General features: G+C 70.2%; 15 protein-coding genes and 1 pseudogene. 10 read left to right on the top strand and 6 right to left on the bottom strand.

Features of this window, described 5'->3' with window-relative positions:
* Positions 1-255: 255 nt before the first annotated feature.
* Complete coding sequence (locus ACZ6TI_RS11970) at positions 256-7,011, top strand: polymorphic toxin-type HINT domain-containing protein (protein WP_465345019.1); 6,756 nt, start codon at positions 256-258, stop codon at positions 7,009-7,011.
* Between the two features lie 46 nt (positions 7,012-7,057).
* Positions 7,058-7,792 carry a hypothetical protein gene (locus ACZ6TI_RS11965; RefSeq protein ID WP_465345018.1) on the top strand — a complete coding sequence of 245 codons (735 nt, stop codon included), beginning with the start codon at positions 7,058-7,060 and terminating at the stop codon, positions 7,790-7,792.
* A gap of 58 nt (positions 7,793-7,850) precedes the next feature.
* Here ACZ6TI_RS11965 and ACZ6TI_RS11960 read toward each other — a convergent pair whose 3' ends face one another.
* Positions 7,851-8,564: an SDR family oxidoreductase gene (locus ACZ6TI_RS11960; RefSeq protein ID WP_465345017.1), complete on the bottom strand. Its 714-nt coding sequence runs from the start codon at positions 8,562-8,564 to the stop codon at positions 7,851-7,853.
* A gap of 352 nt (positions 8,565-8,916) precedes the next feature.
* Positions 8,917-9,309 carry a DUF6582 domain-containing protein gene (locus tag ACZ6TI_RS11955; protein ID WP_465345016.1) on the bottom strand — a complete coding sequence of 131 codons (393 nt, stop codon included), beginning with the start codon at positions 9,307-9,309 and terminating at the stop codon, positions 8,917-8,919.
* A gap of 115 nt (positions 9,310-9,424) precedes the next feature.
* Between ACZ6TI_RS11955 and ACZ6TI_RS11950 the strand changes: the two genes are divergently transcribed.
* From ACZ6TI_RS11950 to ACZ6TI_RS11940, 3 genes and pseudogenes are all read left to right on the top strand, one after another.
* On the top strand, positions 9,425-9,640 hold the full coding sequence (locus ACZ6TI_RS11950; protein WP_465345015.1) for a hypothetical protein: 216 nt from the start codon (positions 9,425-9,427) through the stop codon (positions 9,638-9,640).
* Positions 9,641-9,650: 10 nt separating this feature from the next.
* Positions 9,651-9,779: pseudogene (locus ACZ6TI_RS11945) on the top strand (hypothetical protein); the annotation flags it as partial.
* 20 nt (positions 9,780-9,799) lie between these two features.
* A complete protein-coding gene (locus ACZ6TI_RS11940; RefSeq protein ID WP_465345014.1) occupies positions 9,800-9,928 on the top strand; it encodes a hypothetical protein in 129 nt (42 codons plus the stop codon).
* Here ACZ6TI_RS11940 and ACZ6TI_RS11935 read toward each other — a convergent pair.
* The gene (locus tag ACZ6TI_RS11935) at positions 9,907-10,926 is read right to left on the bottom strand and encodes a redoxin domain-containing protein (protein ID WP_465345013.1); all 1,020 of its coding nucleotides are present in this window, start codon (positions 10,924-10,926) and stop codon (positions 9,907-9,909) included. The two genes, ACZ6TI_RS11940 and ACZ6TI_RS11935, sit on opposite strands and share 22 nt — an antisense overlap.
* Before the next feature lie 517 nt (positions 10,927-11,443).
* On the opposite strand from ACZ6TI_RS11935, the gene ACZ6TI_RS11930 reads away from it, so the two are divergent.
* Positions 11,444-12,856: an FAD-dependent oxidoreductase gene (locus ACZ6TI_RS11930; RefSeq protein WP_465345012.1), complete on the top strand. Its 1,413-nt coding sequence runs from the start codon at positions 11,444-11,446 to the stop codon at positions 12,854-12,856.
* A gap of 103 nt (positions 12,857-12,959) precedes the next feature.
* Here ACZ6TI_RS11930 and ACZ6TI_RS11925 read toward each other — a convergent pair whose 3' ends face one another.
* A complete protein-coding gene (locus tag ACZ6TI_RS11925; RefSeq protein WP_465345011.1) occupies positions 12,960-13,193 on the bottom strand; it encodes a zinc-ribbon domain-containing protein in 234 nt (77 codons plus the stop codon).
* A 4-nt stretch (positions 13,194-13,197) separates the two neighbouring features.
* On the bottom strand, positions 13,198-13,401 hold the full coding sequence (locus ACZ6TI_RS11920; protein ID WP_465345010.1) for a hypothetical protein: 204 nt from the start codon (positions 13,399-13,401) through the stop codon (positions 13,198-13,200).
* 285 nt (positions 13,402-13,686) lie between these two features.
* Here ACZ6TI_RS11920 and ACZ6TI_RS11915 point away from each other — a divergent pair, with 285 nt between their 5' ends.
* The 4 genes from ACZ6TI_RS11915 to ACZ6TI_RS11900 all read left to right on the top strand — a co-directional run bounded on the left by ACZ6TI_RS11915 (position 13,687) and on the right by ACZ6TI_RS11900 (position 15,354).
* A complete protein-coding gene (locus tag ACZ6TI_RS11915; RefSeq protein WP_465345009.1) occupies positions 13,687-13,857 on the top strand; it encodes a hypothetical protein in 171 nt (56 codons plus the stop codon).
* A 64-nt stretch (positions 13,858-13,921) separates the two neighbouring features.
* Complete coding sequence (locus tag ACZ6TI_RS11910; protein ID WP_465345008.1) at positions 13,922-14,113, top strand: hypothetical protein; 192 nt, start codon at positions 13,922-13,924, stop codon at positions 14,111-14,113.
* 39 nt (positions 14,114-14,152) lie between these two features.
* Complete coding sequence (locus ACZ6TI_RS11905) at positions 14,153-14,467, top strand: helix-turn-helix domain-containing protein (RefSeq protein WP_465345007.1); 315 nt, start codon at positions 14,153-14,155, stop codon at positions 14,465-14,467.
* 86 nt (positions 14,468-14,553) lie between these two features.
* Positions 14,554-15,354, top strand: coding sequence for a metallophosphoesterase family protein (locus ACZ6TI_RS11900; protein ID WP_465345006.1), 801 nt, complete (start codon positions 14,554-14,556; stop codon positions 15,352-15,354).
* Here ACZ6TI_RS11900 and ACZ6TI_RS11895 read toward each other — a convergent pair.
* Complete coding sequence (locus ACZ6TI_RS11895) at positions 15,346-16,761, bottom strand: diacylglycerol/lipid kinase family protein (protein WP_465345005.1); 1,416 nt, start codon at positions 16,759-16,761, stop codon at positions 15,346-15,348. The genes ACZ6TI_RS11900 and ACZ6TI_RS11895 overlap by 9 nt on opposite strands.
* Between the last annotated feature and the right edge of the window lie 137 nt (positions 16,762-16,898).

Below are 16,898 nucleotides of genomic sequence, written 5' to 3'. Positions count from 1 at the left end.
GTTGATCGATGGCTGACTCTAGGCGCTCGCGGCTCCGGCATGCGAGAGTCCTTCCGGATTCACCGCACAGCTAACGGGGAGCAACACACTGTGGACGATCCACGCCGGACGCGTTTGTCCAAAATTCGTCGCATTCTGATCTCGGTCCTGGTCGCGACCGTGGCATCGTCCCTGGTGGTGAGCGCGCCGGCATCGGCCGCGCCCGATCCCGTCCCGAGTCATCCAAAGCCCTCGCCGGGCCGTTCGGTGAACGGCGTGAAGGCCGCGCCGACCAACTTCCAGACCCCGCGCGACGCGGCCGGATCCAGCTACCGTCCGTCGGCGACGGTCTGGCCGGCGGCCGCCGAGTCGGTGCTCACCCTCGAGGGCTCGCGGTCCACGGTGGCCGGTTCGCCGGTGTCGCTGACCGGTGGGCGCGGCTCCGCCCGGGTCCGCGTCGCCGATCGCGCGACCACCGAGAAGGCCGGAGTGCGCGGCCTGCTGGTGTCGGTCGCGCCGGGTGCGGCGAGCGCCGGCAAGAGCCGGGTCGCGGTCGACTACAAGGGCTTCGCCGAGGCGTACGGGGGCAACTACGGCGCCCGCCTCCGGCTGGTGCGGATGCCGGCGTGTGCGGCCACCACCCCCGATGTCGAGGCGTGCCGGGTGCGCACCGCGCTGCCGTCCACCAACGACGTGGCGGCCCGGTCGGTGTCGGCCGAGGTGCCGGTCGGCGGCGACGCGTTCGTGGTGGCGGCCGAGCCCGATCCCGGCTCCGGCGGCGGCAAGTTCGGCACCTACGCGGCGACCGAGCTGAAGGCCTCCGGCTCGTGGTCGGCCGGCGGCAGCTCCGGCGCGTTCAGCTACAGCAACCCGATCACCATGCCCCCGGGCGTCTCGGACCTCGCGCCGGAGCCGTCACTCTCCTACGATTCCGCCGCCGTGGACGGTCAGACCACGTCCACCCAGGCGCAGAGCTCGTGGGCGGGGGACGGCTGGTCGACGCCGCGCTCGTACATCGAGCAGACCTTCACCTCGTGCCGCAGTGAGCCGGAGGGTCAGGCCTCGCCCAAGGCCACCGACGACCTTTGTTTCGCCGGGCCGATCCTGACGCTGTCGCTCAACGGGTCGACCACCGCCCTGGTCTGGGACGAGGGTCAGGACAAGTGGAAGCCGGAGTCGGACAACGGCGAGGTGATCACCCGGGCGCCGGCCGGCACGGACAACGGATCCGGCGCCAACGACCCGCGCTACTGGCAGGTGACCACCCGGGACGGCACGGTCTACCAGTTCGGCCGCAACAAGCTGCCGGGCTGGAACGCCGACCGGCCGCTCACCAACTCGGTCGACACGGTGCCGGTCTTCTCGCCGCGGTCCACCGGTCCCTGCTACAAGTCCTCCGGCTTCGCCGACTCGGTCTGCACGATGGCCCAGCGCTGGAGCCTGGACTACGTCGCCGACCTCCACGGCAACGCGATGACGTTCTACTACAAGCAGGAGACCAACCGGTACGGGCAGAACCAGGGCGCCACCGACGTCTCCTATGTGCGGGACAGCTGGCTGGAGCGGATGGAGTACGGCTTCACCGGCGGCAACGTCTTCGCCACGGCGCCCAACCGGGTGCAGTTCACGGTCGCGAACCGCTGTGACCCGGCCTGCGGCGCGCTCAGCGAGAGCACGAAATCGTCCTACCCGGACGTGCCCTTCGACATGGTCTGCGCCAGCGGCGACTGCCCGGTCTGGGGACCGTCGTTCTTCTCCACCAAGCGCCTCGCCTCGATCACCACCGAGCAGCGCGTCGGCAGCGTCTGGGCGCCGGTCGACCGATATGTGCTGACCCACCGGTTGCCGGCCACCGGCGACGGCTCCTCACCGACACTGTGGCTGGCCTCGATCCAGCGCACCGGATTCGCGTCGCCGGACAAGGGCACCTCGCTCACCCTGCCGGCGGTCTCCTTCACCAGCGTCAAGCTGCCCAACCGGGTGGACCTGGTCGATGGCCTGCCGTCGTTCTACCGGCACCGCCTGGAGTCCGTCACCACCGAGACCGGCTCGGTGATCACGGCGTCCTACGAGCGGCCGAACGTCTGTGGCTCCACGAAACCCGCGCCCGCCTCCAACACCACGTCGTGCTACCCGGTGAAGTGGACGCCGGCCGGATACACCGAGCCGACCATGGACTGGTTCAACAAATATGCGGTCACCCGGGTCACCGCGACCGATCCGACCGGCGGCGCGGCGGCCACCTCGACCAGTTACTCCTATCTGGGCGGCGCGGCCTGGCACTACGACGACAACGAGCTGGTCAAGGCCAAACACCGCACGTACGGCCAGTTCCGCGGCTACGGCAAGGTGCAGACCTTCACCGGTGACGGGGTGAACGACCGGCGCACCAAGTCGGAGACCACCTATTACCGCGGCATGTCGAAGAACAACAACACCACGGTCGTGAACGTCACCGACTCGCAGGGCGGCGTGCACGAGGACAAGCCCGAACTGGTCGGAGCCACCCTGGAGACCACGTCCTACAAGGGCGAGGGCGGCGGGATCGACAGCTCCACGGTGAGCGCGTACTGGGTGTCCGGCGCCACCGCCACCCGCACCCGCACCGGCCTGCCGTCCCTGACCGCCAACCGCGTCGCGCCGGCGCTGACCTACGGCCGCAACGTGGTCGTCAGCGGCGGATCGACGACCTGGCGGGCCACCCAGACGGACAGCTCCTACGACGCCGACGTGAGCTCACCGACCTTCGGCGTGCTCAAGGCCACCTACACCCACACCGTCCCGGCCAACGCGGCCAACGACCAGTGCATGATCAACACCTTCGCGCCGGTCAACGCCACCAAGAACCTGGTCGGACTGATCAGCCAGGCCGAGACGCTCGCGAAGGCCTGCGGTGGCTTCACGGCCGGCAGCCCGCCGACCGAGCCCGGCTCGCTCAACACGCTGACCGCCCCGGCTTCGGTGAACCGGCCGGCCCAGGTCGTCTCGGCCGGCCGCACCTTCTACGACGACCAGAACTGGTCGACGACGTTCCCGCAGACCACGGCCCCGAGCCGCGGGCTGGCCACGATGTCGCGGGGAGCGCAGGACTACGTCAACGGCGCCTACGTCTGGCAGACCGCCGGGCGGTCCACATTCGACTCGGTCGGCCGCGAGGTCGACGAGTACGACGCCAACGGCAACAAGACGACGACCGCGTACGCGGTGAACGCGGCCGGCCTGCCGACCGGTTCGACGGTGACCAACCCGCTCGGCCACCAGAGCATCTCCACCACCGATCCGATGCGCGGCACGGTGCTGACCAGCACCGCCGCGAACGGCGAGAAGACCACTCAGGACTACGACGCCCTCGGCCGGGCGACCAACGTGTGGCTCAACTCGCGGGCGACGACCGCCGCGCCGCACGTGAAGTACGGCTACGTGGTGTCGAAGACGGGCATCACGTCGACCACCACCGAGACCGCGAACGACTTCGGCGGCTACCTGAAGTCGATCACCCTCTTCGACGCACAGCTGCGGCCGCGGCAGACGCAGGCCGGCACGCCACAGAGTGGGCGTCTGGTCACCGACACTTTCTACGACACCCGGGGCTGGACGCGGTCGACCTACAACGGCTGGTGGGACTCGGCCAACGAGCCGAGCGCGGCGGCCATCGCGACGGCGACCGCCCTGCCGTCCAAGGTGCCGAACCAGACCTTCAACACCTACGACGGCCTGGGCAACGCGGTCATCGTCGAGGAGGCGAAGGACGGCGTCGTCCAGTCCAAGACGGTCACCGTCGCGCAGGGTGACCGGGTCACGATCGTCCCGCCGGAGGGCAGCACGGTCACCACGACCGTCAGCGACCAGATCGGCCGCAAGGCGAGCCTGCTGCAATACACCAGCCGGCCCAGTGTCGGCACGCCGTCCGACACCTTCACCGGCCACTTCACGGTCACCGGTGGCGCCACGACGGAGAGCAGGTACTCGTACGACGCGCACGGCAACCAGGACAAGATCACCGACGCGGACGGCAACTCGTGGACCGCCGAGTTCGACCTGCTCGGGCGGGTCGTCAAGAAGACCGATCCGGACGCCGGCGTCACCACCGGCATGACCTATGACGGCAACGGCAACCTGACGCAGAGCACGGACGCCCGGCTCAAGACGACGTCGGTCAAGTACGACGCGCTCAACCGGAAGACCGCGGTCTACTCGGTGCCGACCGCGGACCAGACGGACGCCAAGCGGACCGCGTCGTGGGTCTACGACAACGCCGACAATGCGGTGCTGAACATGCCGTTCGCCAAGGGCCGGCTCACCTCCAGCACCGCGTACTGGGAGGGGCGCGCCTACAAGACGCAGGTGAAGGGCTACAACGTCTTCGGCGCGTCGACCGGCGAGAGCATCACCATCCCGGCCGAGGAGGGCGGGCTCGGTGGCACGTACGACTTCACCCGGCAGTACACGCCCAACAACGGCCTGCTGCTGAAGGAGTTCCTGCCGAACAAGGGCGGCCTGCCGGCCGAGACCACGCTGCGCGGCTACGACAACTTCGACCAGCCCAGCACGCTGGGCGGGCTGAACGGTCTGGCGCAGGGTGTGGTCAGTGACGCGTACGGCCGGATCACCTCCGCCACGATCGGCAGCAACCCGAACTCGGCCGCGATCACCAACACCTACGACGAGCACACCGGGCAGCTGACGAGCCGGCTGGTGACGCGCACACCCACCACCCCGGGCAACGTCGACAAGCAGGACTTCGAGTACGACAAGTCCGGCAACATCCGGTGGCAGAAGAGCACCCGCTCGGCCGCCGGGGACGTGTCGGAGACGCAGTGTTACCGGTACGACGAGCTGCGTCGGCTGACCGAGGCGTGGACCGCGACCGACCAGTGCGCGACCCAGCCGACCACCACGAACCGCGGCATGGTGGGCAACACCATCGGCGGTAACAGCGCCTACTGGACCAGCTGGTCCTTCGACGCCATCGGCAACCGGGTCGCGGAGATCCAGCGCAACCTCTCCGGCGGCACCGACAGGACGACCGACTACCACTACGACGGCAACGGAAAGAACCAGCCGCACACCCTGACCGGCACCACGAGCACCGCGCCGAGCCCGGCGACCTCGTTCAGCTATGACGCCGGCGGCAACATGGTCGGCCGCAACGCGGGCCAAGGCCAGCAGACCCTGGACTGGAACGAGAGTGGCCAGCTCACCAAGGTCAGTGGCCCGTCCGGCACGAGCACGTCGATCTACGACGCCGAGGGCAACCTGCTGCTGCAGAAGGACCCGGGCACCACGACGCTCTACCTGCCCGGTCAGCAACACGTGCTGAACACGGCGACCGGCTCGGTCAGCGGCACGCGTTACTACGCGTTGCCGGGCGGCGGGTCGGTGGCCCGCAACGGCGCCGGCAGCAACTACACGTTCGTGCTGACCGACGGCCAGGGCACGCCGACGCTCTATCTCAACAACACGGCGCAGAGCCCGACGTGGCGCCAGTTCACCCCGTACGGCGGGCCGCGCGGCGCGGCCGGCTCCTACCCCGACAACCGCGGTTTCCTGAACAAGCCGGCGGATGCGGTGACCGGCCTGACCCGGATCGGCGCTCGCGACTACGACCCGGTGACCGGCCACTTCATCTCGGTCGACCCGTTGCAGGACCGGGGCAACCCGCAGCAGTGGCAGGGCTACACCTACGCGGGCAACAACCCGATCACCTTCAGCGACCCCGACGGCAAGATGCTGACGATCGACGACCGCGGCACCACGTACACGCCCCCGCCCAAGCAGCAGGCCACCGTCTCGGCCTCGGCCCACAAGACCAAGAGCAGCTCCAACAAGCGGTTCTGGAAGACGATGTGGAAGGACGCCAAGGACACGGTCGTCGGCACCGGGAAGATGGCCTGGGACAGCAACCAGTGCTCCTTCGGCAAGTGGAACCACTGCAAGAAGCTGTGGGGTTCCGTCAAGGAGCAGGCTGCCTTCGCCGTCGACATCTCCCAGTGCGGCGGCGTCCTGATGGTGCTGGGTGATCCGTTCGGCGGCTGCGGAAAGGCCTCGGAGAAGCTCGGTTGCCCGCCCAACGGCGGCTTCACCGCCGAATGCGCCGGCCACCTGACGTTCTTCGTCGCCAGTGTGGTGCTGACCAGAGGTCCCGGAAAACTGGCCAAGCTGCCACCCCGGGCGCCGAAGGTCCCGATCCACAACCCCGCGCCCAAGAAGCCGGCCGTTCCCACGGGTTGCCACAGCTTCGCTGCCGGCACGCTGGTCCTGATGGCGGACGGCTCCAAGAAGCCGATCGAGGACGTCGAGATCGGCGACAAGGTCGTGGCGACCGACCCGGAAACCGGCGAGACCACCGAGCGAGAGGTTCTCGTCCTCTTCGAGAACGATGACTTCGATCTGACGGATCTCACCCTCGAGACCCCGGACGAAAAGCCGGTGACGGTCCACACCACCCAGCACCACAAGTTCTGGAGTGCCTCTCGCGACGATTGGGTCGACGCGGGTGAGCTCGCCAAGGATGAGCGACTCAGCTCGGACGACGGCAGCACGGTGGTCGTCCGGGAGGTCCGGAACTTCACGCTCCACCGGGTGATGCACGACCTCACCGTCGCCGAGGTGCACACCTACTACGTGCTGGCCGGCACCTCGCCGGTGCTGGTCCACAACTGCAAGACCCGGTTGACTCAGGGCCAGCTCGATTCTCTGCGGCCGGGCCCCCACGCGGTCGATACCGGCATCACCACGACCAGCGCCGAGGTCACGGCCGCCGAGAAGGCGGCGATGCAGGGGGAGGCCTGTCACACCTGCGGCACGTCCGGCGTCACGATGGCCGGCGACCACCAGCCGCCGTCCGGGCTGTCGCCGATCGGTAGCGAGCGGCGAATCCTTCCGCAATGCCTCGACACCTGCAGCACCGGGGTGCAAGCGGGAGCCGTCTCGAAGGGGCAGCAGATTCTCCGCAACCATGGCCACTACGACCCCAACGCGCCTGGCGCATACGAATACCTGATGAGCATCGCGGATGAACACGTGGAGTGATCGTTGATAGCCTTCGGTCCGTCAAGATGATCCATCGGGGGGCCGAGTGAAACTGGGTTCGGTTGACGTCTACGCCAATCACGGGATGGTGGCGTTGGGCTCCGGCACCGAGATCGAGGGTGACCTGGAGTTCGACGGCCACCCCGTGGTGGTCTGCGGCTCGCACATCCTGGTGGCGACCCGTGGTCAGGCCGGGCTGGTGCGTGTCTCGCTCTGGCGAAATGTCGCGCTGATCAGCGGGACGGAGCTGCTGGCGACCTCGATCACCCTCGACGATCAGTACCTTTCCGTCTTCGACATCGAGCGGCTCGGCATCTGGTCACGGGCGATCGGGCCGGCCGGAGAGCATCGCTGCCGGATCTTCGTCGATGATCCCGGGGCGGCGTCGAGGGTGGACGTCGTGTTCGTCGGCGACGCCGAGGTCTCGCCGGTGGCCGGCAGCGACCTGTTCGAGGTGATCGGCACGGCCGGTGTGCCGGTCGACCCATCGGACCGGCTCGACGTGATCCTGTCCGGACACGACGTGCCGGTCGCCCGGCTCGCCGCTGCACTCAGGCTGATGTCCACGGCGCCCGGCATCTCCCCGGCGGTCTACTCCTTCTGGTGCCGCCTCGTCGGAGAATGGGCGCGATGGCTGATCCCTGGACACTCCCTCGACGTCCTGGAGAAGGTGGCCGGCGCGATGTTGCGAGCCGGCGAGACCTTGTCCGCGGATGCCGATGAGGATGAGATCTTCGAGGTGTCCAGGCAGACGCTGCGCCAGGTGCACGCCATCGACTGAGCCGGCTTCGCGCTGGGCCGGCTTCGCGCTGGGCCGGCTTCGCGCTGGGCCGGCATGGTCAGCGCGCGGCTGCCCACTGCTCGAAAGTGATCTTTCCGCTGTGGAAGTCGCCGGTGGGCAGGACGCCGCCGCCGGCCATCGCCTTGCCGGCGGGGACCGTCAGCACCAGTTTGCCCTTGGCCAGGCGGCGCATCATCGATGCGACCTTCAGCACCTCGGGGCCGGCCAGCTCGGTCGCCCGGCCCTGCGCCGGCCCCTCGGCCAGGCGCACCAATTCGGCGGCGACCTCGGCGGCGGCGACCGGCCGGCTCAGCATCAGCGGCGCCACCTTCACCGGGCCGGGCACCCTGTCGAGCAGCTGCGCCGCGAACTCGTGGAACTGTGTCGCCCGCAGGATCGTGGCCGGGACCGGACCGGCCAGCGCGAGCTCCTCCTGGCGGCGCTTGCCGATGTAGTAGCCCGTGTCGACCCGGTCGACGCCGACGATCGACAGCACCACGTGATGACGCACTCCGGCCTGCTCCTCCGCCGCCAGTAGGTTGCGCGTCTCGGTCTCGAAGAACGCCACCGACGCCTTGCGGCCGAGCGTCGTCACGTTCGCCACGTCGATCACCACGTCCACACCGCGCAGCGCCTCGACGAGACCGTCCCCGGTCAGCAGGTCGATGCCGGCCGATCGGGAGATCACCACCACGTCGTGGCCCTGTTCGCGGGCCCGCTCGACCACCAGCCTGCCGGCCCAGCCGGTTCCCCCGGCAACTGCCATCCTCATGGTTCCGATCCTCTCCTCGACTCGTAAGCAGGACGAGGGCGAGGAGCCTGACGTGACAATCAGCGCGGACCGGGGGTCGAGCAGGCGGAGAGCTCGGGTGCCGCCGCTCGCCGACGAAATGCCGGCCGCGCTGCACGTGCTCGCGCTTGGGGTGGCGGTCTCGCGCATCGCCGGCACCACCGGCCCGCCGGTGAACCCGCTGGCCGTCGTCCAGGGATTGCCGGAAATCACGGCCGCGGGCGACACTGTCCACGACGTGCATGGTCAGCTTCACGGACGCCGTCGCGGCCTGCGGCACGACGCGGTACGGCCAGTTGCGCGATCCAAGGCGGCTGAGTCGAGTCGGCCTTGGTCAGCGCTTTTCGAGCGCGCGGACCAGCTCGGACTTGGTCATCGTGGATCGACCCGGGATGTCGCGCTTCTGGGCCTCCGAGTAGAGCTGCTTCTTCGAGCGCTCCTTGTCCGAGGACTTCCGGCCGGCGCTGGGCTTTCCCAGCTCTTTCCAGCTGGTCTCGGTCATCTCGATGCCGAACTTGCCGGCCGCCCGCTTGATCCGCCGGAACGCCTCGTCACGCTCCTTGTCGGAGACGTCGCGAACCTGGTCGAACCGCGCGATCGCGTTGCGGACGTGCCGTGCGTCGTTGAGCGGTTCCTTGCGCACCCGGGGGAACGCGAAGGTGCTGTCGGACATGGCGTTGCGCTCGGCCGCGTCCAACTCGTTCGAAGTCTGCTTTCGAGTAGCCATGATCGCCGTTTACCCGGTCCGGCACCGCTCATGCACACGTCGCCGGATCGTTTGGGCCCGCTTGGTAACGGGGACTGACCGGTTACACGTTCCCTCACGATTCGGAGATCTCGTCATGGCCGACAACGAGCACGATGTGAACCGCAGCGCCAGCACCGGCAAGTTCGTCAAGGACAGCACGGTCGAGCGCCATCCGAGCGAGACCACCACCGAGAGCGTCGGCGGCGACAAGAGCGGCGGCGAGGTCAACCGCAGCGCCAGCACCGGCAAGTTCGTCAAGGAGAGCACCGTCGAGCGGCACCCCGAGACGACGGAGACCCAGCAGGTCTAGAGAACTCGCCGCCGGCGCGCTCGGGTCGGTGGGGCTGGTCGGCATTTTGTTCGGCGCCCTGCTGGCGGGGCCGAGCGCCGACAGTCGCGGGCGCCGGCCGGTGCTGGTGGGCGGCGTGGTGCTCTTCAGCCTCGGCACGCTCGTGTGCGCGGAGGCTGGTTGCTCGGCGACCGGTTGCCGATGGCGGCGGGCTTCTACGGGCTGGCCCTGCCGGCGCTGCTGGCGGCGGTCGTGGTGGTGGGTTTCCCGGTGCTCCCGCGCCAGTCCTATCCGAACGTGAAGGCGTAGGCCTCGGCGCCGGGATCGGCGAACACGATCTCGAAGGTGCGTCCGGTGATCGGCCCATGCTGCCGGACGAGCTGATGGAGACGCTGCTCGCCGAGCGTGCCGGCGCCGTGCTCGTCCACGTCGGTGCCGTGATCCGGGCCGGGCGGCTTGCCGTCGATGAGCACCCGGAACGGCACCGACGCTCCCGGCGTGGCCGGTCCCATCACCAGGTTGAGGTCGCGCGCCTGGAACCGGCAGGCGATCCGCCCGCCGCCGGCGCCGAGCCGGGCGGCCTGCTCCGCCACGGTCCAGGTGCCGGACAGGGCCCAGTGGTTGAGCCGCAACTCGGCCGGAGCGGCGTACCGGTGTGGCCGGCCCGGCAGGACGCCGCCGGGAGAGGCGAAATTCGCGGTACGCGCGTAGCCGGTGTAGTTTTCCGGCGACCGCAGGGTGGCCCAGTCGGCCGGCGCTTCCACCCCCACGGCCTCGACCGGCGAGAGCTCGTGGTCGTGGTTGGTCGTGCCCGCCTCGACCAGCAGCCGCTGGATGACCATCTCCGAGCGCTCGTATTCGCCCTCGCCGAAGTGGTGATGCCGGATGCGGCCCCGGGAATCGGCGAAGTAGAGCGCCGGCCAGTAATGGTTGCCGAAGGCGTTCCAGATCGCGTAGTCGTTGTCGAGCGCTATCGGGTAGTCGATCCGCAGGTCGTGCGCGGCCCGCCGGACGTTGTCCGGGTCGTGCTCGAACGGGAACTCCGGGGTGTGCACCCCGACCACGATCAGCTCGTGATCGGCGTACTTCTCCGCCCACACGCGCAGGTAGGGGAGCTGGCGGAGCCAGTTGACGCAGGTGTAGGTCCAGAAGTCGACGACGACGATCTTGCCGGTCAGCTCGGCGGCGGTCAGCGGCGGTGTGTTGAGCCATCCGGTCGCGCCGTCGATTGCGGGCAGGGTGCCCTCGACCGGCAGCGCGGCCGAGGACGTGTGGAGACCGGCGGGTGCCGGTCGGCGCTTCGACATGACAGGTCCCTTCGTGATCCCGACGGGCCGGGCGGCTCGCGCTGAGCCACCCGGTCCACCGGTCGGCTAGCGCAGTGACCGGATGCGGCGCGGAGTTCGGCGGAGAACAGCGCCGGCTCCCGGCGCTCAACCCGAACACGATCTGCCCGGCCTGCCGCTGCGGCGCCGGCAGCCGCACCGCGCAACACCAGAGACCTGCCCTGGCCACCGCGCACCGCCGAGACCAGGTCGTCGAGCCGCGCGCACTCGCTCGCCCGGCCGCGCAGCCGGGAGCCTCCACCCGCCCGGGAGGACCGGCCGCCCATCAGCGAAGGCCGCTCAAAACGCCGCGGCCTTCATCGGTCTGTCGACAGTGGCGCGTTCGTGCGCCGGTCGCCCCGATTCCACGCGGCCGAGGCTACGCCGCCTCGATCAGCGTGTCGATGTGCGGCCGGTGCCGCGCCGGAGGCCGGATTGGACGGCGGTTGACAACCATCTGACCTGGAGACCGGGAGCCGGTCCGGCGGAGTCTGGGCGCATGGCACAGATAGTGGTTCTCGGCGCAGGCATGTGTGGCCTGTCGACCGCAATGTTGCTGGCCCGCGACGGTCACCAGGTCACCGTCCTGGAACGTGATCCGGCTCCGCCGTCGGCGGCCGCTCTGCTCTGGGAGACCTGGCAGCGGCCCGGCGTCCGTCAATTCCGTCATCCGCACCTGATGCTGCCGCGGTGGCGGGCTCAGATGGAGCTCGAGCTGCCGGAGGTGCTGCGCGAACTCGAAGACCTCGGCGGAGCGCGGCTGAACCTGCTGGCGATGCTGCCGGCGGGCCGGCGAGACCCGCTCCGCGACGGCGACGAGCGTTTCGAGACCGTTGCCGCGCGGCGGCCCGTGCTGGAGGCCGCGCTGACCACGGTCGCGGCCGCCACGCCCGGCGTCACCATCCACCGTGGCGTCACCGTCATCGGCCTGCTGACCGATCCGTCCTCGGGCGATGCGGTGCCGCGGGTCACCGGCGTACTCGTCGCCGGCGGCACGCCGAGGCGAGCCGATCTGGTGGTCGACTGCGGCGGGCGCCGGTCCGCCCTCGCCTCCTGGCTGCAGGCGGCCGGAGCCCGGCGCCCGGCGGAGGAGCGCGACGACTCCGGGTTCGCCTATTACGGGCGGCACTTCCGGAGCCGCGGCGGAGGTCTGCCGGAGGGCCGCGCCTACCTCCAGCAGCGGTACGATTCGATGACCATCCTGACCCTGCCCGGTGACAACGACACCTGGAGCGTCGCCCTGGTCATCAGCAGCCGGGACCGGGCGCTGCGCGCGCTGCGCGATCCGGACCGCTGGAACGCCGCTCTGGACCGCTATCCGCTGGCCGCGCACTGGCGCGACGGCGAACCCATCTCCGGGGTCGACGTCACCGCGGGCATCGAGGACCGCTACCGCACGTTCGTCGTGGACGGTGTCCCGGTGGCCACCGGTGTGGTCGCCGTCGGTGACTCGTGGGCCTGCACCAACCCGTCGCTCGGGCGGGGCGCCTCGATCGGCCTGCTGCACGCCTGCGGCCTCCGCGACGCGCTGCGCGACACCGGCGTCGACGACCACGACAAGCTGGTCCACCGATTCCACGAGTGGACCACCACGGTCCTGGGACCGCTGTACCGGGCCACCCTCTGGTACGACCGGCACCGGCTCGCCGAACTGGACGCGGACGCCGCGGGTGTGGCGTACCGGCCCGGCGACCCGCACTGGGCGCTCGCGCTGGCCACGGTCGCGGCCGGCCTCACCGATCCGGAGATAGCCCGCGCCTACCTGTCGCTGGCGTCGTTGCTCACCACGACCGAGGCGCTGTTCGCCGATCCGGGGCTGGCGGCGAGGGTCAGCGAGCTCGGTGGGCGGTCTCCGAACTACCCGCTGCCCGGACCGCGGCGGTCCGAGCTGATCGCCGCCGTGGGCGGCTGAACGCGATGGAGTTCAGCAATCGCCGGCTGGCGCTGATCGCTCTCGTCCTGATCGCCACCGCGCCGGCCGAGGCGGTGCGACGGCTCACCCGGTGGGTGCGGAGTCACCCCGCGAACTGCGTGACTTCCCGCGAGTCGACCCGCCGGGCGTTGCCGCAGTGCGCGCACACCAGGTGATGGGAGCTGGGCTTGACCGGGAACAGCGGGACGAAGAACAGCGTGAACTTCGTCGACCGCCGCACCAGGGTCTGAGCGGCGTCGGCACCACAGATCTCGCAGATCATCCGGCGCCGCGAGACCACCTTGTCGCGGGTGCGGAACCCGAAGAGCAGGAACACGGCGTCAGCGCCCCGCGCCGAAGCCGCGCCGCCGGTGCTGCCGCCCGAAGCGGCCCTGCAGCGTGTCCGCACCCTGGCGGAGCAGGCGGGTGCCGCGACTCGGGCCACGCTTGGCCTCGACCATCGCGCTGAGCTTGCGGGCGCCGGCCGCGGCGAGCGGAACGGCGATCGCCATCACGACGGTTCGCCGGATCAGGTTGAACAACATGTCCGTGTCATGCCCGATATCCCGTGACTCAACCCCGGCTGAGTCCGTCCACCGCCGCGCTCATGGTGCCGATGACGGCGGTGGGCTCGGTGATCCTGCTGGCATACACGTAGAGCGCCGTGTAGCCCAGCTAGGGCGGGGCCCAGGGCGGCCGGGCCGCCACTCCAGGTGAAGTCGGCGATGTGCAGGCCCAGTTCCATGGAGTCCTCATCTCGGTCGGAGGTGATCTCCATCTGATGATCGTTCGCGCCGGCCCGCTCGGCGAGCGAACCGGGCGCCCGGCGGGTGAGCCTGACCGCCTCCGGCTGGTGGGCGATCGACACGGGCGAGCAGGTGATCGGCGACTTCGACCGCTGGCTGGGCGACGTCCTCGGCGCCGACTTGGTCGTGCAACTGCGCCGCGCCCTCGACCAGATCATCGCCACCGACCCCGCCGACCGGAACGCCCGGCGATGATGAAAGGCCCGTCGATTACAGGACACGGCGATACTCGTTGTTTAGCTCGGGCTATAGTTGAGCCATGCCTGAGAGTTCGCCGCGTCGCTGGTCAATCAAGACCACGGGTGACGTGCGGGACTGGCTGCGAGCGCTGCGCCAGTCGGACCCGGAGGTCTACCACTCGGTGAATGTCGCCATCGACATGCTTGCCGAGATCGGGCGACTGGACCGGGTGGTACAGGACAGCGATTCCGCTCGCCGAAGCGGCGTATGACGGTTGGCTTGCTGTGGAGAGAAAGCGGAGGGAGAACTCATGAGCGAGTTCCATGACCGGGATGACCTCCGTGCGGAGCTGCACGACGGGGACGACGACGCTCTTGCCGCCGAGCGCGCTCGGACCGAAGCCTGGGTCAGTGCCTTCCACCTGGCGGAGGAACGCAAGCGGCTCGGGCTGACTCAGCGGCAGGTGGCCGACCTCATGGGTGTCTCACCCGGGCGGGTGAGCCAGATCGAGAACGGCGATCTCGATGCCAATGAGGTGGCGACGTTGAGTCGATATGCGCGGGCGTTGGGTGCTCGGATGCGGATCATCTTCGACTACGGCAACGATCTCCGGCAGATCGCGTGAGCCGGAACCGGCTTCTGTGCCCCCTGCGTCGGCGATGCGACGGTGGAGTGATCGGCCTTCGGCGCGCCGCCGCCTAGGCTCGCGGTATGCGGCTGGCCCATGTCACCGATCTGCACTTCGGCGCCGAGGACCCCGCCGTTGTCGAGGGGCTGCGGGCGGATCTGGTCGCGCAGGACGTCGAGCGGGTGCTGGTCGGTGGCGATGTGACCATGCGGGCAAGGGTGGCGCAGTTTCGGGGCGCCCGGTCGTTGCTCGAGTCCGTCGGCCGGCCGTGGACCGCGGTGCCGGGGAACCATGATGTGCCGCTGTTCCGGGTGCTCGGCCGGGTGGGCTGGCCGCTGCGGGCGTACCGGAGGCACTTCTCGGTGGAGACGGAGCCTCTGGTGCGTACCGGAGGATTGGTCCTGCTGGGGTTGAGCACGCCGCGGCGTGGGCTGTGGAAGGGCGGGCGGATCGGCGCGGGGCAGGTGGCGCGGATCGGTGCGGCATTCGGCGGGCCCGCTCGGCTCAAGGTGCTGATGGTGCATCACCCGGTGTTCCGGCCGGCGCAGCGGCCCCGGGAGACGCTGGTGATCGGGGTGGATCGGGCTCTGCGGGGGGCCGCCCGCGCCGGGGTGGACGTCGTCCTGTGTGGACACGGGCACGTGCCGGCGCAGGTCGATCTGTCGGCGACAAGGCCGGAGCTCGGGCGGCACCTGATCGGGCTGATGAGCGGGACGGCGTGTTCGCGGCGGACTCGCGCGGACGAGAGCCAGTCCTACACGATTCTGGATCTCTTCGACGACGACCGGTTGCGCCTGCAGGTTCGGCATTGGCGCGACGGCCGCTTCCGGACGCAGTTCGAAAGCGTGTGGCACCGAACCTCGGACGGCTGGCACCTAGCGTGAGAGAGCGCGCCCGGAGGCGATCCGGGCCAGGGCGGTCAGGTCGCCGCGGGTGGGCACGGCGTTGCGGCGGGCCTCGCGGGCGGCGAGGCCGTGGCGCGGCATCCGGACCCGCAGCGCGCCGGGCAGCGAGCTGAAACGCAGCGGCGGGGTCAGCAGCAGCGCCTCGCCGTCCAGGCCGACCGGCACCGGCGCGGCCGACCGCACTTCGAAGCCGGGCGTCGACCAGTCCCGCACGTCGGCGAAGCGGCGCAGCGGATGTCCCTGGTCGTCGGCCGCGCCGCCGCGCACCCGGGCGGTCAGGACGCCGAGCCGGCCGGTGTCCAGTCGCGGCCGCCCGCCGGTGCGGCCCAGACGGGACAGGCGGTAGGGGTTGTTCGAGATCAGCACGACCGACATGCCGGTGTAACGGCGCGCGTCGGGGCCCTCGAACTCCAGGTCCGGCGGCGCGGCGGCCGGTCCGAGCAGGTCCGGCAGCATGCGACCGAACGTGCGCAGCTTGGCGCCCCGATAGGAGCCGGACCGGACCACCTCGGCGTAGACACCGAGCGACGCGTTGTTGACGAACACCCGATCGTTGACCATGCCCAGGTCCACGACGCGCTCCACGCCGTCGGTGAACGCGTCCAGGGCCCGCAGCACGTCGCCGCGGTCCAGGCCCAGGTCGAGCGCGAAGTGGTTGCGGGTGCCGGAGGGGATGCAGGCGTACGCGATGCCGTGCCGCACGGCGGTGCCCGCCACGATGGCCTGCGACCCGTCGCCACCGGCCATGCCCAGCACGTCGGCGCCGTCCGCGACCGCCTGCTCGGCGAGTGCGGCCAGGTCGTCGCCGGGCCCGAGAGTGATCACCTGGATGCCGCGCCCGGCGGCCACCGCGGCCAGATCGAGGCGGATCGCCACGCCGTCGCCGGACCGCGGGTTGACGATCAGCACCCCGTGCCGGGCGGCGCCGACGGGATGGGCGCGTCCGCCGGAGGTGGGCAGGTCGCCGGTCTCGTCGCCCAGGGCGTACCGGCCGGCGGCGGCGAACAGGATCAGCAGAAACAGCTGCAGAAGCAGCACCGACAGGCTGGCCAGCAGCACGAACAGGGCCGCGACGACGGCCGTCGTGATGGCGAGGATCCGCAGGATGCCGCGCCTGGTCAGGGCGTACCAGACGGCGACGGTGACGATCGCGATGGACACCACGAGCGTGGCGAGGTTGCTCGGATGCCGGAACGAGGTCTCCAGAACGGCGGTCAGCGCGACCACCGGCGCGGCGAGGGCGATCAGCGCGGCGAGGCGGCGGACCGGGCCGGGCCGGGTGGGCGTGCGGACCTGGGTGCGCATGGTGTCCCACGCTGTCACGGCCCACTCGAATCTGTCGATCCCGGCCGGCCCGGTTACCGGGCGTACGGCGAAGTCCGCCACCCGAACCGGGTGGCGGACTCCGGAGGGCGGGCCTAACCGCCCGTGATCACCTTCTGGTCGTCGTGCGATCGGCCGACTACGTTGATCTTGCGGGGCTTGGCTTTCTCGGCGATCGGGATGCGCAGGACCAGTACGCC

The organism is Actinoplanes sp. NPDC051388 (assembly GCF_055586225.1).
The sequence above is the reverse complement of the archived record's forward strand: the minus strand, read 5'-3'. Positions and strand labels throughout refer to the sequence as shown.